This window comes from Pelomonas sp. Root1217 (assembly GCF_001425705.1).
In the GTDB taxonomy this organism is placed as follows: domain Bacteria; phylum Pseudomonadota; class Gammaproteobacteria; order Burkholderiales; family Burkholderiaceae_C; genus Pelomonas.
Map to the genome: position 1 here is coordinate 879,984 of NZ_LMDC01000028.1, position 18,315 is coordinate 898,298.

An 18,315-nucleotide genomic window follows, 5' to 3' on the forward strand; every position below is an offset into this window, starting at 1 on the left:
AATTTCTCTACCGACCGGTCGGTTAATCGTAGGAGCGACCTTGATTTGGATCAAGTGCGCCGCGGGAAAACCCTAGTCTTTGATGATTTCGACGGCGTCGACCAGGGCGGCGACATGGCCCGACCGAGGCGGTGCAAAGCCCGAAGCCGTGCAGGCCGCGGCGCCGGCCGCCAGCGCCCAGCGCAGGTGGTGTTCGGCCGGTGCGCCGGCGTTGCGCATGAGGCTGTCCAGCAGGCCGGCCAAAGTCGAATCGCCGGCGCCCACGGTGTCCACCACGTCCACTCGGGGCGGCCTGCCCGTGGCCTCCTCGACGCCGTGATACAGCGTCGCCTCCGCCTTGCCGCGCGTCAGCAGCAGCCAGGCGCCGGGGTTCCAGGCGGCGATCTGCGCCAGGCCGGAACGGTAGTCGGGCAGGCGGAACAAGCCGCGCAGGTCCTCGTCGGACACCTTGATGACGTCGGCCAGCCGGCACATCTGCTCCAGCGTGTCGTCGTAGCTGGCGTCCATCGGCGGCGCGCGGAAGTTGGGGTCATAGCTGATCAGCCGGCCTTCCGCCTTCAAGGCCTCGGCCAGCGACAGCAGCCGCGCGGCAAGCGGCTGGCGCACCAGGCCCAGGCTGCCGAAGTGCGCCCAGCGCAGCCCACGCGTCCAGCCCACGGGCAGGCCCTCGGGACGGAAATGCAGGTCGGCGCTGTCCTGGCCAATGAAGAAATAGCGCGGCGGGTCGACCTCGTGCACCACGGCGAGCAGCGGCGGTCGCGGCAGTTGCTGTATGAAGCGCATGTCAAGGTTGGCTTCCTGACTGCATTGCCAGATCTCGGCACCAAAAGGGTCCTGGCTGATGGCGCCCGCAAAGGCGCTCAGCTGGCCCAGCGCCGACATCGCGACCGCCACATTCCAGGGTGCACCGCCGCAGGCGCTGCGCCAACGGTCCGGCCCGATGCGGATCAGATCGGTCAGCGCTTCGCCAAACGCAATGAACTGCGGCAAGTCGGGGTGAAGGATCTCGGCCATCCGTGCCGATTCAAACGCGCCCGGGCAAGCACCGCAAGTGCCAGGAGATTCGCCCGCTGACACAATCCCGGCATGACCGCCCGCGTGATTCCCCTGCACGACGCCCGCCCGCTACGCGTCGCGCCGCCGGCCTTGGCCAGCCAGACCGGTCTCCCACTGGCCGACGTGCTAGGCCGGCCGCTGCGTGACCTGCGCATCTCGGTCACGGACCGCTGCAATTTCCGCTGCGGCTACTGCATGCCCAAGCAGGTTTTTGACAAACACCATGAATTCCTGCCCCATGCCGATCTCCTCAGTTTTGAGGAGATCGAGCGGCTGGCCCGGGTCTTCGTTGGCCTGGGCGTCGAAAAACTGCGCATCACCGGCGGCGAACCGACGCTGCGCCGCCACCTGGAAACCCTGATCGGGATGCTGGCCCAGCTGCGCACGCCCGATGGCCGCGAGCTGGACCTGACGCTGACCACCAACGGCTCCACGCTGGTGAAGAAGGCCGCCGGTTTGCGAGCCGCCGGGCTCAAGCGCCTGACCGTCAGCCTGGACGGGCTGGACGACGCCGTCTTCCAGCGCATGAACGACGTCGGCTTTCCCGTGGCGGACGTGCTTGCCGGCATCCACGCGGCGCAGGCCGTGGGCCTAGGGCCGATCAAGGTCAACATGGTCGTGCAACACGGCGTCAATGACGACCAGATCCTGGCGATGGCGCGCCACTTCAGGCACACCGGCATCGTGCTGCGCTTCATTGAATACATGGACGTCGGCGCCACCAACGGCTGGCGCATGGACCAGGTGCTGCCCAGTAGCGAAGTGCAGCGGCGCATCGCCGCCGAGTTCCCCATCACACCGCTGTCGCACAGCGCGCCGGGCGAGACCGCCGAGCGCTGGGCCTATGCCGACGGCGCCGGTGAGATTGGCTTCATCTCCAGCGTGACCCGGGCCTTCTGCGGCGACTGCAACCGCGCCCGGTTGTCGACCGAAGGCCGGCTCTACACCTGCCTGTTCGCACACCGCGGGCATGACCTGCGCGGTTTGCTGCGCGGCGAAGCTCCGGTCACCGATGGGCAACTCGCCAGCGCCGTCGCTGGTGTCTGGAGCGGCCGTGCGGACCGCTATTCGCAGTTGCGCAGCCAGGGCGATCCGACGCCAGATGGCGAACGTCGCGTCGAGATGCATTACATCGGTGGATGAGCTTCACGCCGTCATCCTGGCCGGTGGCCGCGGCACACGGATGGGTGGCGCGGACAAAGGGTTGCAGTTGCTGGACGGTCGTCCGCTCGTCAGCCACGTCATCGGACGCCTGGCACCACAGGCGCGCCGCGTGCTGATCAGCGCTAATCGCAATCTCGACGCCTACGCCGCCCTCGGTCACCCGGTCGTCAACGACCCGCACGGCCTCGAGTTCGCCGGCCCGCTGGCCGGCATGCTTGCGGGCCTCAATGCCATTCCCGACGACGCCTGGCTGCTGACCGCGCCCTGCGACTGCCCGCACCTGCCACTCGACCTGGCCGAACGCCTGCTGGCAGCCGCCCTGCCCTGCGGCCTCGCGTTTGCCCAGGCCGCGCGCGAACACCCGACGCATGCGCTGCTGCACGCCCGCCTGCGCGAGCCGCTGGCCACCCATCTGCAGGCTGGCGGCCGCGCCGTGCTGGGCTGGATGCGCTCGCAGCCGCATGGCGTCGCCCGCTTTGACGACGAGACTGCCTTTGCCAACCTCAACCACCTCACCGACCTGCATGGCTGAACTTGTGATTCGCCCCATGGCCGAACCCGACCTGCTCGCCTACAAGGCGCTGCGCGACGCGATGCTGGCCGGCCACCCAGACGCCTTCACGTCAGACGCCGAGACCGAAGGCCAGCGCGACCTGTCCAGCTACCGCAACCGCCTGGCCGGCGGCAGCAATGGCGGCACGCTGTTCACGCTGGTGGCGCTGGATGACGCCCGCCTCGTCGGCGCGCTGACCTGCGAGCGCGAACCGCGCGTGAAAGTCAATCACATCGCCCACCTGATCGGCATGATGGTGTCCGACACCCATCGCGGCCGCGGCATCGGACGGGCCCTGCTCGTCGCCACCATCGGCAGGCTCAGGGCCACGCCCGGCCTGGCGCAGGTCACGCTGAGCGTCACGGCCACGAACCGCAACGCCATCGGCCTGTACGAGAGCCAGGGCTTCACGCGCTATGGCAGCCTGCCAGACGCCATACGGCTGCCCGATGGCCGCAGCCTCACCAAGGATCTGATGCGGCTAAGGCTCGATTAGATCGAACTGCACCACCAGCGCGTCCTGCACCGCCAGCAGCCCGCCCAGCACCGTGAAGGGCTGGATACCGAACTCGCTCTGCGGGATGACCACCTCGCCGCGAGCACGCTTGGCTGCAAGCTCGACGACGAACCAATGCCGACGCGTGACGCCATGCAGCGTGATCTCGGCCTCGACGGCGCGCCGATCGCCTTCCCCGAGCAGCTGCAGCGTGCGAACGACGACCTCGGGATGGACGGCCGCCTCGAGTGCCTTGAGCAGATTGGCCCGTGTGCCGGCTCGCGCCTCGGCGTCCACAGCGCTGGCAAACGCCGGCCCCAGTTGGTCACGCAGGCCCTGGGGATCAATGTCCAGCGCGTCCAGCCGAAAGCTCAGCACCGGCCCGGCCGCCGGCCAGCCCACCCGCAAGTCACCGGCGCGCAGCACGTGGTTGTGGCCCAGGCGCGCCGCCGTGCCGCCGCGAAAGACGAGGATGCGCAGCTCGTTTCCGGCGGCCGCCGCCGGCATGCGGGCGGGGGGCGGGCTGGCGCAACCGGCCAGCGTGGCCAACGTCACCATCAGCAACAGCCGGCGCTTCGGTGTCGTTTGCACACTCAACTCAGGGGTTCTCCGAGGGATTTTGTAAGCCGGCGCACAACGATGCTGCGCCGGGCTGGACTAGCATAGCCACCATCCTCCTCAACGGAGCCTGCCCATGGCCAGCCTGTTCCGCCCCGCCCTCGATCTGATGGCGCAATACGCCGCCTACCACCGCGACCGCCGCAACATCGCGACCCATTTCGTCGGCATTCCCCTCATCGTCTTCGCCATCAGTGCCTTGCTCGCGCGCGCCGAGTTCTCCATCGGCGATACGCCGATGAATGCGGCCATCGTGCTGTGGGCGTTGTCGGCGCTCTGGTACCTGACGCGCGGCAACCTGGCGCTCGGCTTGGCCACCACGGTCGTCAACGGCATGCTGACGGCGCTGGCCATGATCGCCGCCCAGGGTTCGATGACGAGCTGGCTCGTCATCGGCATCGGCAGCTTCGTCGTCGGCTGGGTGTTCCAGTTCATCGGCCACTACTACGAGGGCAAGAAGCCCGCCTTTGTCGACGACCTCGTCGGCCTGCTCGTCGGCCCGATGTTCGTCGTGGGCGAGGGTATGTTCATGCTCGGCTGGGGCCGCGCGCTGCTGGCCGAGATCGAACGCCGCGTGGGGCCCACGCATCTGCGCGACCTGGCTCACCCCGTTTAACGTCGCATTACCGTCACGTCGTTTGTGACCGTGTACCTCCGCTATGCCTTCGCTGCGCTTCCTGCCGCAGTCACCTTCGGAGGCTGGCAGCTTGCGGCTTGGGCCTACGTGCACTTCGGCTGCTCGGGCAGCCTTAAAAGCTTGGCTCCATGCTTTGCGGGGGAGGTGAACCTTCTTCCGTGGCTTGGTCTAGGCCTATTCTGGTGTCAGTTGCTTGTTTGGGTGGCAGTACCCATCTCGCTATGGCTCATGCTTCGCGTCTTTGCGCTTCATCATGCTCGGCACTCTGGCTCGGCAATCTAAACCGTTCCAGCCGACTGCCTTCGGCCGCGGCTGAGCGCCAACAATGACCGGCATTCTTGTCATGGGCGCCGGCTCCGTCGGCTGCTTTGTCGGCGGCCTGACCCAGTTGGCCGGCGTGCCGGTCCATTTCGTCGGCCGCCCGCGGGTGCTGGCCAACCTGCGCAAGCACGGCTTGCGGCTGACCGATCAGGACGGGCTGGACCGCCACATCCCCGCACTGGACCTGCGCCTGCATGAAGAGCTGCCCGCCGGCCTGAAGCCCGACCTGGTGCTGCTGTGCGTGAAGTCCGGCGCCACCGCCGAAGCCGCCACGGCGCTGGGGCTGACGCTGCCGCTGGGCACGCCCGTCGTCAGCCTGCAGAACGGCATCGCCAATGCCGACGCCGCCCGCGCGGCCGCGCCGCAGCTGCACTGGCACGCGGGCATGGTGCCCTACAACATCGCCGAGATCGGCCCCGGCCGCTACCACCGTGGCACCGGTGGGTCGCTCGCGGCCGAGGGCTCAGCCGAGGATCTGGCTCTTGCCGCCTGGCGGACGGCCCTGGCCCGCATGGGCATGGGGCTGGAGCTGTATGCGGACTTGGCGCCGGTGCAATGGGGCAAGCTGCTGCTGAATCTGAACAACCCGGTCAATGCACTGTCCGGCCGGCCGTTGCGCGACGAGTTGCTTGAGCGCGGCTACCGCCGCGTGTTGGCGGCCCTGCAGGAGGAAGCCCTCGACCTGCTGAATGCGGCGCAACGCCCGGTCGCCCAGCTCACGCCACTGCCGCCGCGCCGGCTGATCACACTGCTGCGCATGCCGACATTCGTCTTCCGCCTGGCCGCCGCGCGCATGTTGCGCATCGATGCCAAGGCCCGCTCCAGTATGGCCGACGACCTGACGCAGGGCCGCATGACCGAGATCGACGCGCTGTGCGGCGAGATCGTCCGCCTGGCCCGCAGCCAGGGACGCAGCGCACCGCTGAATGCGCGCATGCTGAACCTCGTCGAGTCCTGGCCCAAGCGCCGCCGGCCCTACACGCCCGTCGAGCTGCTGCAAGCCATCAGTTTGTCCTGAATTGATCCATCTCCGTCTGCCAGCGCGTGGCGGCGGATGCATGACGGCGGAACACTGGAGGCCTCAAACAACGCAACGAGGCCCCCATGACTACCGCCCTCATCGTCATCGACGTCCAGCACTCCTTCACCCAGCGCCCCACATTCGAGACCGACGGCCTTCCGGCCTATCTGGCCGCGCAGAACCGCCTCATCGAGGGCTTCGAGGCTGCTGGCCTGCCCATCGTGCGGGTCTTCCACGTGCAGCCCGATGCCACCGGTGCTGACCCCTTCAGCCTGGAGAGCGGCCATGTCCGCCCGCTTGAAGGCCTGCGCGACTTCAAGGCCGACCTGACCGTGCACAAGACCCGCCACAGCGCCCTGGTCGGCAGCGGTCTGGACGTGTGGCTGACGCAGCGCGGCATCCGCCAGCTCGTCATCAGCGGCATCCGCACCGAGCAGTGCTGCGAGACGACGACCCGGCATGCGTCGGACCTCGGCTGGGACGTCATCTACGTGCCCGAGGCGACACTCACGTTCACCATGCAACACCCCGACGGCTCGCCCCTGACCCCCGCCCAGCTCCGCGCCCGCACGGCCGCCGTGCTGGATGGCCGCTTTGCCCGGATCATGGACGCGGAAGGCGCACTGCTGGCTGTCACTCAAGAGGAAGCCGCCATTGCCTGAACCCCTACAGGTTGTCTTCGTCCTGCAGGACGACAGCCTCGTCCTCGACTGGGCCGGCCCGGCCGAGGCGCTGCGCCTGGCCAGCCTGGAGATCGCCGCGCTGCAGTTGGATGTCGCTCCCTTTGTGCTGCGCTTCGCCGGCACGCACAGCGAATCCACGGGTTCGGTCGGCATCCAGCTGCAGGCCCTCGAACCGCTGCCGGACCGCCTGCCCAAAGACAGCTGGATCGTGCTGGTGGGCCGCACCTCGGCCGCAGAGGCAAAGTCGCAAGCCTCGCGGCGCGAACTCATCGCCTGGCTGTCTCGCCTGGCACCTGGGCGACCCGGCCTGCGCCTGGTCACCGTCTGCTCCGGCGCCCTGCTGGCGGCGCAGGCCGGCCTGCTCGACGGCCGCCGCGCGACCACCCATCACCAGCACCTGGACGACCTGGCCCGCCTCGCGCCCAGCTGCACGGTGCTGCAGGACCGCGCGTTCGTGCAGGACGGCAACGTCTTCACCAGCGCCGGCGTGACGGCCGGCATCGATCTGGCTCTGCACCTGATCGCCGCGCATGCCGGTGAGCTGGTGGCGGCCCGCGTAGCCGAGCAGATGGCCGTGGCGCTGCGCCGTGGCCCGGCCGACCCCGAGCTGTCGCCGCTGCTGGCGCACCGCCAGCACCTGAACGCGCGCCTGCATCGCGTGCAGGATGCGCTGAGCGTCGCCCCGGCCGAAGACTGGCCGTTGGAGCGCATGGCCGATCTCGCCGCGACGACGCCGCGCACTCTGAGCCGCCTGTTCGCCCAGCATGCCGGCACCAGCCCGCAGGCCTATCTGCGCGGCGTGCGCCTGGCGGTGGCGAAACGTTCGCTCGAGACGGGCGCCAGCGTGGCCGCCGCCAGCGAAGCGGCGGGTTTCAACTCCGAGCTGCAGTTGAGACGCGCCTGGGCTGCGGTGGGCTGGCCCGGCACGCCGTCCAGCGCGAGGCGCTGACGCGTTCGTCCCGCCGGATTGCAGTTCATCCGCCCGCGGCGGCGATCCGTCGCCCGGACGTCGCGCTGCCCGAGGTCAGTGACGAAACTGCAATCACTGACCCAGCCAACCCACAGGAGCCCAGCATGAACACCGCCGCCAAGACCTTCATCGTTGCCATCGCTTCCGTCGCCGCCGCAGCTGCTGCGGGCGTGGGCCTGGCCAACCGCACGGCGGCTCCGGCCACCGAGATCGTCAAGCTGGAGCGCGTGGTCATCGTCGGCAAGCGTGCGCAGACGGCGGTCGTCGCCCAACTGCCGCGCGTCATCATCGAAGGCCGCCGCGACGTCACGACGATTGCCGCCGCCCAGACGCCGGTCTGGATCGTCTGAGCCTCCACGCTGCCGTCAGTCACCCACCCGCCGCTGGCGGGTTTTTCTTTTTCTAGCAGCCGTAAAGCGCCTGCACCAGCAGGGCCGCATTCGGCCCGCCAACCACCCCCGGCGCCATGCGGTTCATCATGTAGGCAAGGCAGAGCCGCCTCTGGACATCGACGAGCACCAGCGACCCGCCCCAGCCGCCCCAGAAGCAGATGCGCTGCTCGGGGATGAAGGGCAGCGTGGCCGGCTCGGGCAGGCCGTAGCCGATGCCCATGCACAGCGGTACGCCGAGCACGAGGTCGATGCCGCGTGCCTGCACGTCGAAGATGCGGTCCACCGTCGCGGGCTTGAGCCAGCGGCGGCCACCGAGCGTGCCCTCGCAGGCGACGATGGACTGCAACTGGGCCACCGAGCGCGCATTGCCATGGCCGTTGGCGGCCCCGATGTCGGCCCGGCACCAATCCTCGCGATGGCTGTAGGCCGCGTCGGGTGCGGGGTTGCCCAGCGTGCGCAGCATGGGGCTGCCGGGCGGGATGGCCGAGAAATCGACCCGCGCGGGCGTCGGTGGCACGACGCGGGCCACGCGCGCATCGTGCTCGGGCGGCAGGCCGATGTGGAAGTCCGCGCCCAGTGGCCCAGCCAGCTCGCTCGCCAGGAAGGCGCCCGTCTTCTGCCCCGTAATGCGGCGGATCAGCTCGCCGACCAGGTGGCCGTAGTTCAGCGCGTGATAGCCCGACGCACTGCCCGGCGTCCACCACGGCGACTGCCCCGCCAGCAGCGCCGTGCTGCGCTCCCAGTCGCACAGGTCGCCCATGCCCATGGGCTGCTCCCAGCCGCTGACACCCGAGGTGTGGCCCAGCACGTCCCGCACCAGGATGCCGCTCTTGCCGTTGGCGGCGAACTCGGGCCAGTAGGCGGCCACCGGTGCGTCCAGGTCCAGCTCGCCGCGGTCGGCCAGCAGCAGGGCACAGAGGGACGTCATGGTCTTGGTGGTCGACCAGACATGGGTCAGCGTGTTGCGGTCCCAGGGTCGTTGGTGGGCCTCGTCGCACCAGCCGCCCCAGTGGTCGAGCACGAGCTCGCCCTCGACGGTCAGCGCCAGCGAGGCGCCCAGGTCGTCGCCACGATCGAACAGCGCGTCGAAGGTGTGGGCGAGCGGCTCCCAGCGGGCCTGGTGGTGTCCCAGCAGATGCTTCATGGCGTTCTCCTCAGAAGTCGACGCTGGCGCCGAGGGCAAACTGTCGCGGCGGCGTGTACGTGACCTGGCGCGCGGCGCCCAGCACGGGCGAGGCGATGCTCATGCTGGTGATGGCCGTCGTGTCGGCCACGTTGCGCACATTCGCCCACAGCTTCCAGTGCCCCGCAGCCGGCCGCAGCGTGGCGGTCAGGTGGAGCATGCCGTAGGCGCCCTGCATCGCGTCAGGCGTGTTGAATTCAGTGAAGTAAAAGCGGCCGCGCCAGCTGTAGTCGGCGCGCAGCGTGGTGCGCATATCGCCAACGCTTGCGGCCCATTCAGCGCCGAAGGTGAGCTGCTGCCTGGACGCCTGGGCCAGCTGCCGGCCGCGCACATTGACCGGCGTGGTGGGCGCGTTGCGCAGGTCGACGTTGGTGAAATCCGTGTACCTGGGGTCCATCAGGCCGAGGCCGGTGGACAGCGTCAGCGGCGCGACGGGCTTGACCGCCGCTTCGATCTCCACGCCATCGATGCGCGCCGCCGAGGCGTTGGCCAGCAGCGTCGTCGCCTTGCCGACCTGGGACACCTGCATGTCCTTGTAGCGGCTGCTGAAGACGGCCGCGCTGAGCACGCCGCGGCGTTGCAGGAACTCGGTCTTGAAGCCGAGCTCGATGCTCGTCACCTTCTCCGGCTTGACGAGATCGGGCTGCAAGGCGCCCAGGTTGACGGCGCCCGACTTGAAGCCATGGGCCCAGCGCGCATAGGCCAGCATGCCGGCGGCCGGCTTGCATTCGACGCCGACGCTGCCCGGCATGCTCGTCCAGCCTTCCCCGGGGTGGCCGGTGCCTGTGAGGCCGAAGGCGGCGATGTTCTGGTACTCGTCGACGCGCTTGCTGTCATGGTTGACGCGCAGGCCGGCCAGCAGCGACCACTGCGGGTTCAGCGTGTAGCGCAGGTCGGCGTAGGCCGCCGTGGAGCGCGTGTGCACCCTGCCGCCCAGCAGGAAGCCGACACCGCCGGGGAAAGGCACGCTCACGGGAGCGCCCGGCACGAGAAAGCCCAGCGGCACCTGGGTCAGGATGGCGACGTCCTGGCGCTGGTCGAACTGCAGGGCCGTGACGCCCACCAGCCACTGCAGCGGGCTGGCCTCGTCGGAGGCAAGGTGGACGTCCAGGCTCTTGTCGGTGCTGCCGGTCTGGAAGCCCGAGGTGGTGACGGCGGCCTCGGTGGTGTCGCTGTCCCACAGGCGATCGACCTGGCTGCGCCGCCAGCTCACGGAGGCGCTGAGCGTTTGGCTCCCGAGCGGCATCTCCAGCAGCGCCTGCGCCGTGCTGACCTCCACGCGGTTGCTCGAACCCTGGCTCTTGACGACCCGCGGGTCGCTGCTCTGCGTGACGCCGTAGAGCAGCACCGGGATGGACACCGGGTCGGGCAGCACAGGCACACTCATGCCGGCATCGCGCTCGCGGTAGTGACCGGCCACGAAGCGCAGGCTGCCGTTGCCGCCCAGGCCAGATTGAAGTTGTGCCCGGAAGGCGCGGCTGGACAGGTCGTCCAGGCGCCGCGGCCCCTCGGCCAGCGGGTTGCGGGTATGGCCGTCGCCCTCCCTGACCTGGTAGGACAGCCGGCCATCCAGTCCGTCGCTCAAAGGCCCGGAGACGAAGCCTTCGCTCTCACGCCGGCCATCGTTGCCCAGCAGGAGGCCGACGCGTGCCTGCAAGGCGGAGGTCGGCAGTGCCGAGATGATGTTGACCGCACCGCCAGTGGCATTGCGGCCGTAGAGCGCGCCCTGCGGCCCGCGCAGGATCTCGACGCGCTGGGTGTCGAACAAGGCGGCGTTGGAACTGGTCTGGTCGGACACATAGGCGCCGTCGGCGTACAGGGCCACGCCGGGGTCGCCGCCGGCCAGGATGAAGACATTGCCGATGCCGCGCACGAACAGCTGGGTGGCGCCCTGCCCGTTCGTGAATGCGGTGTTGGGGCTGAGCATCACGAGGTCCGCCAGGCCGGTGTCGCCGCGCTCGGCCAGGCGGGCGCCGTTCAACGCGGTGATGGCGGCGGGCGTGGTGTCCAGCACCGTCACGCGGCGTTCGGCCGTGATGACGACGCGCTCGATCTGCACGTTGTCGGACTGCGCTGCGGCCAGCGTGGACGCCGCGGCCAGCGCGAGGGGGCTGAATCTCATGCTCTGTCTCCGGTCGCCGCGTCTGTGTGGCGGCGTCGGGGCATGGTCGCGAGCCCGGCTTCGGCCGGCTATGGCGAATCGGCAGCGCGTGGTGCCGAATCGGAACTCCTGCGGACTTTCAGTGCCTGTTCAGGGTCTGGCTGGGCGATTCACCGAAGCGCTCGCGGTAGCGCGCCGCAAAGCTGCCGAGCTGCCAGAAGCCCCATTCCGCAGCGATGGCCGTCACCGTGACGCCGGGCGGCGCCGAACGCAGCGCCTCGCGCACGCGGTCCAGCCGGTACTGCTGCAGGTAGCGCTGCGGTGACACGCCGAAGTGGCGCTCGAAACCGCGCCCCAGCGCCCGCACGCCGACGCCGGCGGCGCTGGCGATGTCGGCGACCGAGGGCACATCGGCCGCGTGGGCGTGGATGTAGTCGCGCGCGCGCCGCGTGGACAGCGGCAGCGCGGCCGGCGCGTCCAGCCCGCGCGTGTAGCTGTTGGGCCAGGCCAGCAGCAGCTCGAACAGGGCCGCATCGCGCAGGCTGCCCTCCAGCTGCGGGGCCGCCGCATGCGGATAGGCCGGCGTGGCGGCCAGGTGGCCGAGCACGCGCAGCAGGGCCGCCACCGGCGCGCCGCCGGCACCGCAATGGTCGGCAAAGCGCAGCGGGTGGGCCAGGTCCGAGCCGAGCAGGCTGCGGCAGGCGCTGCCCATGTCGGCGTCGTCGACGCGCAGGTTCAGCAGCTGCATGTCGCCCGACATCTCCAGCCCGTGCACCTCGTCCGGCGCGATGACGCCGGCGTCACCGGCGCCATAGCGCTCGCCGTCGCCGCTGCGCCAGACCTCGCCCTGGCGCAGGTAGGAGAACACCCAGTGGCCATGGGCGCGCGGCATGGCCATGCGTGCGGACGTGCCGTAGCGCAGCTCGCCCAGGTGCAGGCGGGCGAACTCGGCGCCGCGCAGCTTCAGCGCAAGGGTGGATTCGTCCTGCACGCGCAGCACATGCGGGCCGTAGACGCCGCTCAGCACGGCCCGCGCTTCGTCGGGATCGGTCGTCTCGCAGACCGAGACGAGGCGGGAATTGCCTAGCGCGGCCTCGACCTCCGCCCCCTGCAGGGGCCGTTCGGCGCTGAAGGCGGCGGTGGGCAGCATGACCGGGTTGTAGGCCAATTCAGCGGCAGCCGCCATCGGGGCACATGCCCGGACGCGACAGTCACTCCGGGGACAGGCGTGACGAAGCACATCCCCTAGTTCAAGCCGTCCCCAGGCTGTCGCCGCAACCTGTCGCGGCCGCGCCGAACTCGATGCCGGATTTGCCGCCCCGGTCGCATCACCATCCTCAAGGACAGCCGCCTTTCACACACTGCCGCCGCCCGCAGCCCGACGTTGACGGGCATCAACCCAAGGAGCAAGCCATGAACTTCAAAGCCACCCTGTGCGCCGCGGCGGCGGCCCTTTCCCTGTCCCTGCCGGCCCTGGCCGACGACTCCAGCTACACGCCCGGCTCGGTCTGGTTCTTCTCCAACATCCAGATCGAGCCGGGTCATTTCGAGAAGTACATGGACTACCTCGGCGCCAACTGGAAGAAGGTGCAGGAGCTGGGCAAGAAGGAGGGCATCATCGTCTCGTACCACGTGCTGGCCGTGAACGCCCAGCGCCACGGCGAGCCCGACCTGGTGCTGGCCGTCGAGCTCAAGGACTACCAGAACGCCGCCCAGCAGCTGGCCTTCCAGAAGAAGATCGAGGCCATGCTGGCGGCCGATGTGCGCAAGCAGGACGTCGCCTCCGGCGAGCGCGGCGCCATGCGCAAGCTGGTGGGCAACATGCAGTTGCAGGAGCTGATCCTGAAATAGGCGACAGTCCATACCCAAAGCAAAACCGAAGCTTCGTTCAGGCTGAGACTGTCCGTGGGCAGCGGGGCGCTGGAGACAATGCCCGGCTCACCACGGACGCCTGCCATGCTCGAACTGCTGACCGACCCGCAGACCTGGATCGCCCTCGCCACGCTGACCGCGCTGGAGCTGGTGCTGGGCATCGACAACATCATCTTCATCAGCATCCTGGTGGACAAGCTGCCCAAGGCGCAGCAGGAGACCGCGCGGCGTGCCGGCCTGTTCGCCGCGATGTTCATGCGCATCGGCCTGCTGATGGTGCTGGCCTGGATCGTCGGCATGGTGGAGCCGCTGTTCAACCTGCCCGGCATCGAGCGCGGCATCTCGGGGCGTGACCTCATCCTCATCGGTGGTGGCCTCTTCCTGATCTGGAAAAGCACCGGTGAAATCCACGGGTCGCTGGAAGGCGAGGACGAAGGCACCAGCGCCGGCGGCAAGACCAAGGCGGCCTTTGGCGCCGTCATCCTGCAGATCATGGTCATCGACCTGGTGTTCTCGCTGGACTCCATCATCACCGCCGTCGGCATGGTGGACGACGTGCGCATCATGATCGGCGCCGTCATCGCCTCGGTCGGCCTGATGATGCTGTTCGCCGGCCCCATCGGCCGCTTCGTCTCCAACCATCCGACCATCAAGATGCTGGCCCTGAGCTTCCTGGTCGTCGTCGGCGTGGTGCTGGTCGCCGAGGGCTTCGGCCACCACGTGCCCAAGGGCTACATCTACTTCGCCATGGCGTTCTCGCTCGGCGTCGAGATGATGAACATCAAGATGCGCCGCAAGTCCGTCAGCAAGGTCAAGCTGCGCCAGCAGATCCCAGGGAGCAGCGGCGACTGACGGCGGCCCGCACAATCATCGGGTCGTCGACCGAGGCCACCGATGATGAAGACCGACGGGCTGTTCCGCTTTCCCGCCGCTACGCGGCACGACGCCGGCGTTGTGGCCTGGATGGACGCGCACCCCGGCGAGCTGGGCGACCTCGCCCGCCACTGGTTCGACGTCATGCGCAGCTGCGACGACGACGTGCGCGAACTGCTGCACGACGGCCACCCTACCGCCTGCGCGGGCGACGTGGCCTTTGGCTACGTCAATGCCTTCACGGCCCACGTCAACGTCGGCTTCTTCAAGGGCGCCGAGCTGCCCGATCCGGCAGGCTTGCTGCAGGGCGCGGGCAAGTCCATGCGCCACGTCAAGCTCAGGCCTGGCGAAGCCATCGACGAGAACGCGCTGCGCGCCTTGATTGCCGCCGCCTGGACCGACATGGACTCGCGCCGGTGATCGCACTGCGCCTGGAGCCGTTCACCGCCTTCGGCGACCTGCTCTTCAGCCTGAGCGTCGAGGACCTGATCGCGCGTCTCGGGCCGCCCAACCGCTGCACGCGCAACGACGTGGCCTTGAACGAGTACGACTACGGCCACAGCGTGCTGCGCTTCCAGGACAACGGCCGGCTGGAGGAAATCACGAAGCGGGCGCCGGTCCTGCAACTGAAAACGGTCGCCATCCCCTTCGCGGCGCTAGCCGGCTTTGTGCGCGCGCAGGACGCCAACACCTTCGAGCGCGCCGGTTTTCTGGTCAGCCCGGCCTTGGGCATCGCCTTCGTGCCGGAGGAGCCCGACTGGGTCACCGCGCTGGCACGCCATTGCATCGCCACATGGCGGGCGCTGTGAGGTTCTGATCAGGTGGCCCAGATACGAGGGTCGGTGCTCGCCAGCGCCCACAGCCGCTCACGCCACAGCGCCCTGACCCGCCGCAGCGCCAACGTGACCGTCTCGACCTCGTCGCCGGCGATGCGCGCCAGCAGCACGGTGCCGCGCAGGCTCTGCAGATGCGTGATGCCGGCAGCAGGCACATCGGCCAATAGCGCGCGGCCGTCGGCCAGCAGCGCCTCCGCATCGGCCAGCGCGCCAGTCTGCGCATAGACCAGCGTGCCCAGCACGCGGTGGCCAGCCAGGCCGCAGGGGCCGTCCATCAGCGCTGCGTCCGTCGCATCCAGCCAGCCGCGATCCAGCCACTGGCCGGTGATCTCCAGGTGCTGCAGCATGCGGCCGGCCACAAAAGGTTGCGCCGCAGCGGGTAGGCCCAGTCCCAGCACCTCGGTCGCCAACAGGCTGGCGCCGGGCGCGAGGCTGAGCTTCACCTCGTTGCGGGCGATGCAATCCGGATAGGCCAACGTCTCCTGCGGCAGCCATTCCAGCCGCGCGCCCTGGCCCACGGTGGCCTGCACGACCTGGGCCGCCTCGCCAGCGTTGGAACGATAGAAGCGTGTCGCCGCCGGCGTCGTCACCAGCAGATGGGCGCCGGCCTGCACGTCGATGTGGATGTCCAGCCGGTCGCCGCCGACGAGGCCGCCGGGCGGATGCACGAGCACCGCGTGTGCAATGCCGGCGCCCTCGGGGTAGAGCGTCTTCAGCAGGCGCAGCGGGCCGTCGTGGCGGGCATGCACGCGGGTGGCGTTGCCGCCATCGCGTGCCGCGCTCAGCGTCAGCCGCGCGGGCCAGTGGATGGGGTCAGCCGACAAGCAGACCCTTGGTCTCGATGAAGCGCACCACTTCGGCCAAGCCGTCCCGGGTCTTGAGGTTGGTCATCACCCAAGGCTTCACCGGCCGCATGCGTGCGGTGTCGCTGCGCATGACGTCGAGGTCGGCACCCACGTGCGGCGCCAGGTCGGTCTTGTTGATGACGAAGAGGTCGCTCTTGGTGATGCCGGGGCCGCCCTTGCGCGGGATCTTCTCGCCGGCGGCCACGTCGATGACGTAGATGGTCAGATCGGACAGCTCGGGGCTGAAGGTGGCCGCGAGGTTGTCACCACCGCTCTCGACGAAGACGATGTCGGCGTCGGGGAACTTCTCCAGCATGCGGTCCACCGCTTCGAGGTTGATGGAGCAGTCCTCACGGATGGCGGTGTGCGGGCAGCCGCCAGTCTCCACGCCCATGATGCGTTCGGGGGCCAGCGCACCCGCCACGGTCAGCAGGCGCTGGTCTTCCTTGGTGTAGATGTCGTTGGTGACGACGACAAGGTCCCAGCGCTCGCGCATGGCCTTGCACAGCATCTCGACGAGGGTGGTCTTGCCCGAACCCACCGGGCCGCCGACGCCGACGCGCAAGGGCGGCAGTTTCTTCGTGCGGTTGGGAATTGCGTGCAGCGGTGAAGTCATGTGAGCCCCCGAACCTGCCGCTGTGCGTCAGGCCCCCCGAGGGGGATAAAAAAACTTGGAGCGGTCCGGCGTTTTCTTGTCATGAGCGGAACAGTCGTGAGTATTGGTTTTCGTGGCGGGCGCCATGGATGCCGAGCAGCGGTGCGAAGGCCATGGGCTCGGATGCCGCCAACGCGGTCGCCACGGCTTGTGGGATGACTTGCACGAGGCGTGCCAGCAGGCGCTGGCCCGAGGTCTGGCCCAGGGGCACGCAACGCACGGCAGCCTGCATCAGGTTCTCGGCCCAGCCGAAGGCGATGGCTTGCAGCGCCGGCTCCAGCGCCGCGCCGCGGGCGGCCGCGGCAGCGCCCATGACGACGGGCCAGGTCGGCGCAGGCTTGAGCTTTTGCAGCAAGGGCAGCACCGCGGCATCCGGCATCAGGCCCTGCATCCACACGACCAGGCTGCGGCCCATCTGCTGGGCCTGCTGCAGGCTCTCGCTGGTCTCGCGGGTCTGCAGCACCCAGGCGTTCAGCTCGGCCAGCCGCGCACCATCAAGCGCCAGCGCCGCCGCATGCGCCGCCGCCGCGATGGGCAGCTCGGCGCGCGCCTGCACGAGTTCGAGCTGGTTCAGCAGCCAGGCGCCGGCACTGGTCTCGTCATGCACGACGCCGGCGTCGACCGCCGCCTCCAGGCCCTCGGAATAGCTGAAGCCGCCGACCGGCAGGGCCGGCGAGGCCAGCCACAGCAGATGCAGCAGCGCAGGATCAGTGCTTGTGGTCATGGCCGTGGTCATGACCGCAGCCCGGGCCGTGCACGTGGCCGTCGTCATGCGCCTTGACCGGGATGGCCAGCGGCTTGCGGGCCGGCGCGGCCGCAGCGGTGTGCTCATGTGCATGACCGCGGTCGTGGTCGTGGTCGTCGTGGCCATGACCATGGTGATGATGACCATGGCCGGCGCCTTCGCCATACGCCCCACCTTCCGGCTCGAAGGCAGCCTGCGCCTCGGTCACGATGAGATGCTGGCGGCGCAGCATGTCGGCCAGCACGGGGTCGGGCTCGAACTGCAGCAGTTCGGGCTGCAGCTCTAGTGGCACATGGCGGTTGCCGAGGTGGTAGGCGGCGCGCAGCAAATCAAATGCGGAGCCGTGCTCCGGGCAGTGACGCACCTGCAGCACAGGTTGGGCAGAGGCGATGACGCGCACCAGCGTGCCGTCCTCAGCCACCAGCACGTCGCCGCCACGCAGGCTGGTGCCGCGCGGCAGCACGACCCCGATCTCGCGACCGGTGGAGTCGGTGGCCGCGAAACGACTCTTGCTGCGAGTGTCCCAGTCGAGTTCGAGGGTCGGCGCGCGCTTGACGAGCACGGCGGCGAGGCCGGCGCCGCCGGCGATGCGTTTGGAGGCGTGGATCATGGGCTTGTAAAAAGGCAGAGGCGTCGGATAGTATTACAGAAGTTATAACTCGAAGGGATCGCGATGAGCGCGCTCAAGGTAACCCAGATCGGCAATTCGCTTGGCGTGATCTTGCCCAAGGAAGTGCTGGCACGCTTGAAAGTGGAAAAGGGCGATGTGCTCTACCTCTCCGATGCGGTCAACGGCGTACTGATCTCGCCCTACAGCCCGGAATTCGAGCAGCAGATGGACGCGGCGCGCAGCATCATGAAGAAGCGCCGCGCCGTGCTGCGGGAACTGGCCAAGTGAGCTCGCCTGCCTGGCGCTGGCTGAGCGCCGACGTTCTGAGGGCCATCCACCACGAGCAGCTGGCGGAGCACGGCGGCGCCGCGGGCATTCGTGACGAAGGCCTGTTCGAGTCGGCCGTCGCACGGCCACAGAACCTGGCGGCCTACGAGCAGCCCGACGTGTTCGAGCTGGCGGCCGTCTACGCCGTGGGCTTGGCCAAGAACCACCCCTTCATCGACGGCAACAAGCGCACGGCCTACGTAGCGATGGAGCTGTTCCTCTGGCTCAACGGGCTGGAATTGTTGGCTACCGATGCCGATTGCGTCATCACCATGCTGGGCGTTGCCGCTAGCCAGATCAGCGAAGCGGAGCTGGCCGACTGGCTGAGGCAGCAAACCGAACCTATTGCCTGAATCT

23 protein-coding genes are annotated in these 18,315 nt (G+C 69.0%); 14 read left to right on the top strand and 9 right to left on the bottom strand.

What is annotated here, in order from left to right; translation table 11 throughout:
- Positions 1–72: 72 nt before the first annotated feature.
- Entirely contained in the window at positions 73–1,014 is a 942-nt protein-coding gene (locus ASC95_RS24050) for a carbohydrate kinase (protein WP_057300185.1), read from the bottom strand.
- 72 nt (positions 1,015–1,086) lie between these two features.
- On the opposite strand from ASC95_RS24050, the gene moaA reads away from it, so the two are divergent.
- Genes moaA through ASC95_RS24065 form a run of 3 tightly spaced genes read left to right on the top strand, consistent with a single transcriptional unit; the run spans position 1,087 to position 3,269 of the window.
- A complete protein-coding gene (gene moaA / locus ASC95_RS24055) occupies positions 1,087–2,199 on the top strand; it encodes a GTP 3',8-cyclase MoaA (protein WP_057300186.1) in 1,113 nt (370 codons plus the stop codon).
- Entirely contained in the window at positions 2,192–2,752 is a 561-nt protein-coding gene (gene mobA, locus ASC95_RS24060) for a molybdenum cofactor guanylyltransferase MobA (protein WP_235538033.1), read from the top strand. Before moaA ends, mobA begins: the two co-directional genes overlap by 8 nt.
- 16 nt (positions 2,753–2,768) lie before the next feature.
- Complete coding sequence (locus ASC95_RS24065) at positions 2,769–3,269, top strand: N-acetyltransferase (RefSeq protein WP_057300188.1); 501 nt, start codon at positions 2,769–2,771, stop codon at positions 3,267–3,269.
- On the opposite strand, the gene ASC95_RS24070 is transcribed toward ASC95_RS24065, so the two are convergent.
- Positions 3,255–3,860, bottom strand: a complete 606-nt coding sequence (locus ASC95_RS24070) for a YceI family protein (RefSeq protein WP_157256478.1) — start codon at positions 3,858–3,860, stop codon at positions 3,255–3,257. The genes ASC95_RS24065 and ASC95_RS24070 overlap by 15 nt on opposite strands.
- 103 nt (positions 3,861–3,963) lie before the next feature.
- Between ASC95_RS24070 and ASC95_RS24075 the strand changes: the two genes are divergently transcribed.
- The 5 genes from ASC95_RS24075 (at position 3,964) to ASC95_RS24095 (ending at position 7,869) form a co-directional block, all read left to right on the top strand.
- Complete coding sequence (locus ASC95_RS24075; RefSeq protein WP_057300190.1) at positions 3,964–4,503, top strand: DUF962 domain-containing protein; 540 nt, start codon at positions 3,964–3,966, stop codon at positions 4,501–4,503.
- Between the two features lie 346 nt (positions 4,504–4,849).
- Entirely contained in the window at positions 4,850–5,863 is a 1,014-nt protein-coding gene (locus tag ASC95_RS24080; RefSeq protein ID WP_057300191.1) for a 2-dehydropantoate 2-reductase, read from the top strand.
- Positions 5,864–5,949: 86 nt separating this feature from the next.
- Positions 5,950–6,528, top strand: a complete 579-nt coding sequence (locus tag ASC95_RS24085; protein WP_057300192.1) for a cysteine hydrolase family protein — start codon at positions 5,950–5,952, stop codon at positions 6,526–6,528.
- Positions 6,521–7,498 carry a GlxA family transcriptional regulator gene (locus ASC95_RS24090; RefSeq protein WP_235538034.1) on the top strand — a complete coding sequence of 326 codons (978 nt, stop codon included), beginning with the start codon at positions 6,521–6,523 and terminating at the stop codon, positions 7,496–7,498. Before ASC95_RS24085 ends, ASC95_RS24090 begins: the two co-directional genes overlap by 8 nt.
- 125 nt (positions 7,499–7,623) lie before the next feature.
- Entirely contained in the window at positions 7,624–7,869 is a 246-nt protein-coding gene (locus tag ASC95_RS24095; RefSeq protein WP_057300193.1) for a hypothetical protein, read from the top strand.
- Between the two features lie 52 nt (positions 7,870–7,921).
- Here ASC95_RS24095 and ASC95_RS24100 read toward each other — a convergent pair whose 3' ends face one another.
- The 3 genes from ASC95_RS24100 to ASC95_RS24110 form a co-directional block, all read right to left on the bottom strand.
- Positions 7,922–9,055, bottom strand: a complete 1,134-nt coding sequence (locus tag ASC95_RS24100) for a serine hydrolase domain-containing protein (protein WP_057300194.1) — start codon at positions 9,053–9,055, stop codon at positions 7,922–7,924.
- Between the two features lie 10 nt (positions 9,056–9,065).
- The gene (locus tag ASC95_RS24105; RefSeq protein ID WP_057300195.1) at positions 9,066–11,216 is read right to left on the bottom strand and encodes a TonB-dependent receptor; all 2,151 of its coding nucleotides are present in this window, start codon (positions 11,214–11,216) and stop codon (positions 9,066–9,068) included.
- Positions 11,217–11,334: 118 nt separating this feature from the next.
- A complete protein-coding gene (locus ASC95_RS24110) occupies positions 11,335–12,381 on the bottom strand; it encodes a helix-turn-helix transcriptional regulator (protein ID WP_057300196.1) in 1,047 nt (348 codons plus the stop codon).
- A gap of 227 nt (positions 12,382–12,608) precedes the next feature.
- Here ASC95_RS24110 and ASC95_RS24115 point away from each other — a divergent pair, with 227 nt between their 5' ends.
- The 4 genes from ASC95_RS24115 (at position 12,609) to ASC95_RS24130 (ending at position 14,749) form a co-directional block, all read left to right on the top strand.
- On the top strand, positions 12,609–13,046 hold the full coding sequence (locus ASC95_RS24115) for a hypothetical protein (protein WP_057300197.1): 438 nt from the start codon (positions 12,609–12,611) through the stop codon (positions 13,044–13,046).
- Between the two features lie 105 nt (positions 13,047–13,151).
- The gene (locus tag ASC95_RS24120) at positions 13,152–13,919 is read left to right on the top strand and encodes a TerC family protein (RefSeq protein WP_057300198.1); all 768 of its coding nucleotides are present in this window, start codon (positions 13,152–13,154) and stop codon (positions 13,917–13,919) included.
- A gap of 42 nt (positions 13,920–13,961) precedes the next feature.
- Positions 13,962–14,360 carry a DUF1801 domain-containing protein gene (locus tag ASC95_RS24125; protein ID WP_200960193.1) on the top strand — a complete coding sequence of 133 codons (399 nt, stop codon included), beginning with the start codon at positions 13,962–13,964 and terminating at the stop codon, positions 14,358–14,360.
- Positions 14,357–14,749, top strand: coding sequence for a hypothetical protein (locus tag ASC95_RS24130; protein ID WP_235538035.1), 393 nt, complete (start codon positions 14,357–14,359; stop codon positions 14,747–14,749). The genes ASC95_RS24125 and ASC95_RS24130 overlap by 4 nt, the downstream gene beginning before the upstream one ends.
- An 8-nt stretch (positions 14,750–14,757) precedes the next feature.
- On the opposite strand, the gene ASC95_RS24135 is transcribed toward ASC95_RS24130, so the two are convergent.
- The 4 genes from ASC95_RS24135 to ureE all read right to left on the bottom strand — a co-directional run bounded on the left by ASC95_RS24135 (position 14,758) and on the right by ureE (position 17,631).
- The gene (locus ASC95_RS24135; RefSeq protein WP_235538036.1) at positions 14,758–15,600 is read right to left on the bottom strand and encodes an urease accessory protein UreD; all 843 of its coding nucleotides are present in this window, start codon (positions 15,598–15,600) and stop codon (positions 14,758–14,760) included.
- A complete protein-coding gene (gene ureG / locus ASC95_RS24140; RefSeq protein WP_057300199.1) occupies positions 15,590–16,237 on the bottom strand; it encodes an urease accessory protein UreG in 648 nt (215 codons plus the stop codon). Before ureG ends, ASC95_RS24135 begins: the two co-directional genes overlap by 11 nt.
- Positions 16,238–16,316: 79 nt before the next feature.
- Positions 16,317–17,000, bottom strand: coding sequence for an urease accessory protein UreF (locus tag ASC95_RS24145; RefSeq protein ID WP_057300497.1), 684 nt, complete (start codon positions 16,998–17,000; stop codon positions 16,317–16,319).
- Positions 16,984–17,631, bottom strand: coding sequence for an urease accessory protein UreE (gene ureE / locus ASC95_RS24150; RefSeq protein ID WP_057300200.1), 648 nt, complete (start codon positions 17,629–17,631; stop codon positions 16,984–16,986). The genes ASC95_RS24145 and ureE overlap by 17 nt, the downstream gene beginning before the upstream one ends.
- A gap of 63 nt (positions 17,632–17,694) precedes the next feature.
- Between ureE and ASC95_RS24155 the strand changes: the two genes are divergently transcribed.
- Together ASC95_RS24155 and ASC95_RS24160 are read left to right on the top strand one after the other, a co-directional pair.
- Complete coding sequence (locus tag ASC95_RS24155; RefSeq protein ID WP_057300201.1) at positions 17,695–17,919, top strand: AbrB/MazE/SpoVT family DNA-binding domain-containing protein; 225 nt, start codon at positions 17,695–17,697, stop codon at positions 17,917–17,919.
- Positions 17,916–18,311 (top strand): type II toxin-antitoxin system death-on-curing family toxin, encoded by a 396-nt coding sequence (locus ASC95_RS24160; RefSeq protein WP_057300202.1) that lies wholly within the window; start codon positions 17,916–17,918, stop codon positions 18,309–18,311. Before ASC95_RS24155 ends, ASC95_RS24160 begins: the two co-directional genes overlap by 4 nt.
- Positions 18,312–18,315 lie beyond the last annotated feature (4 nt).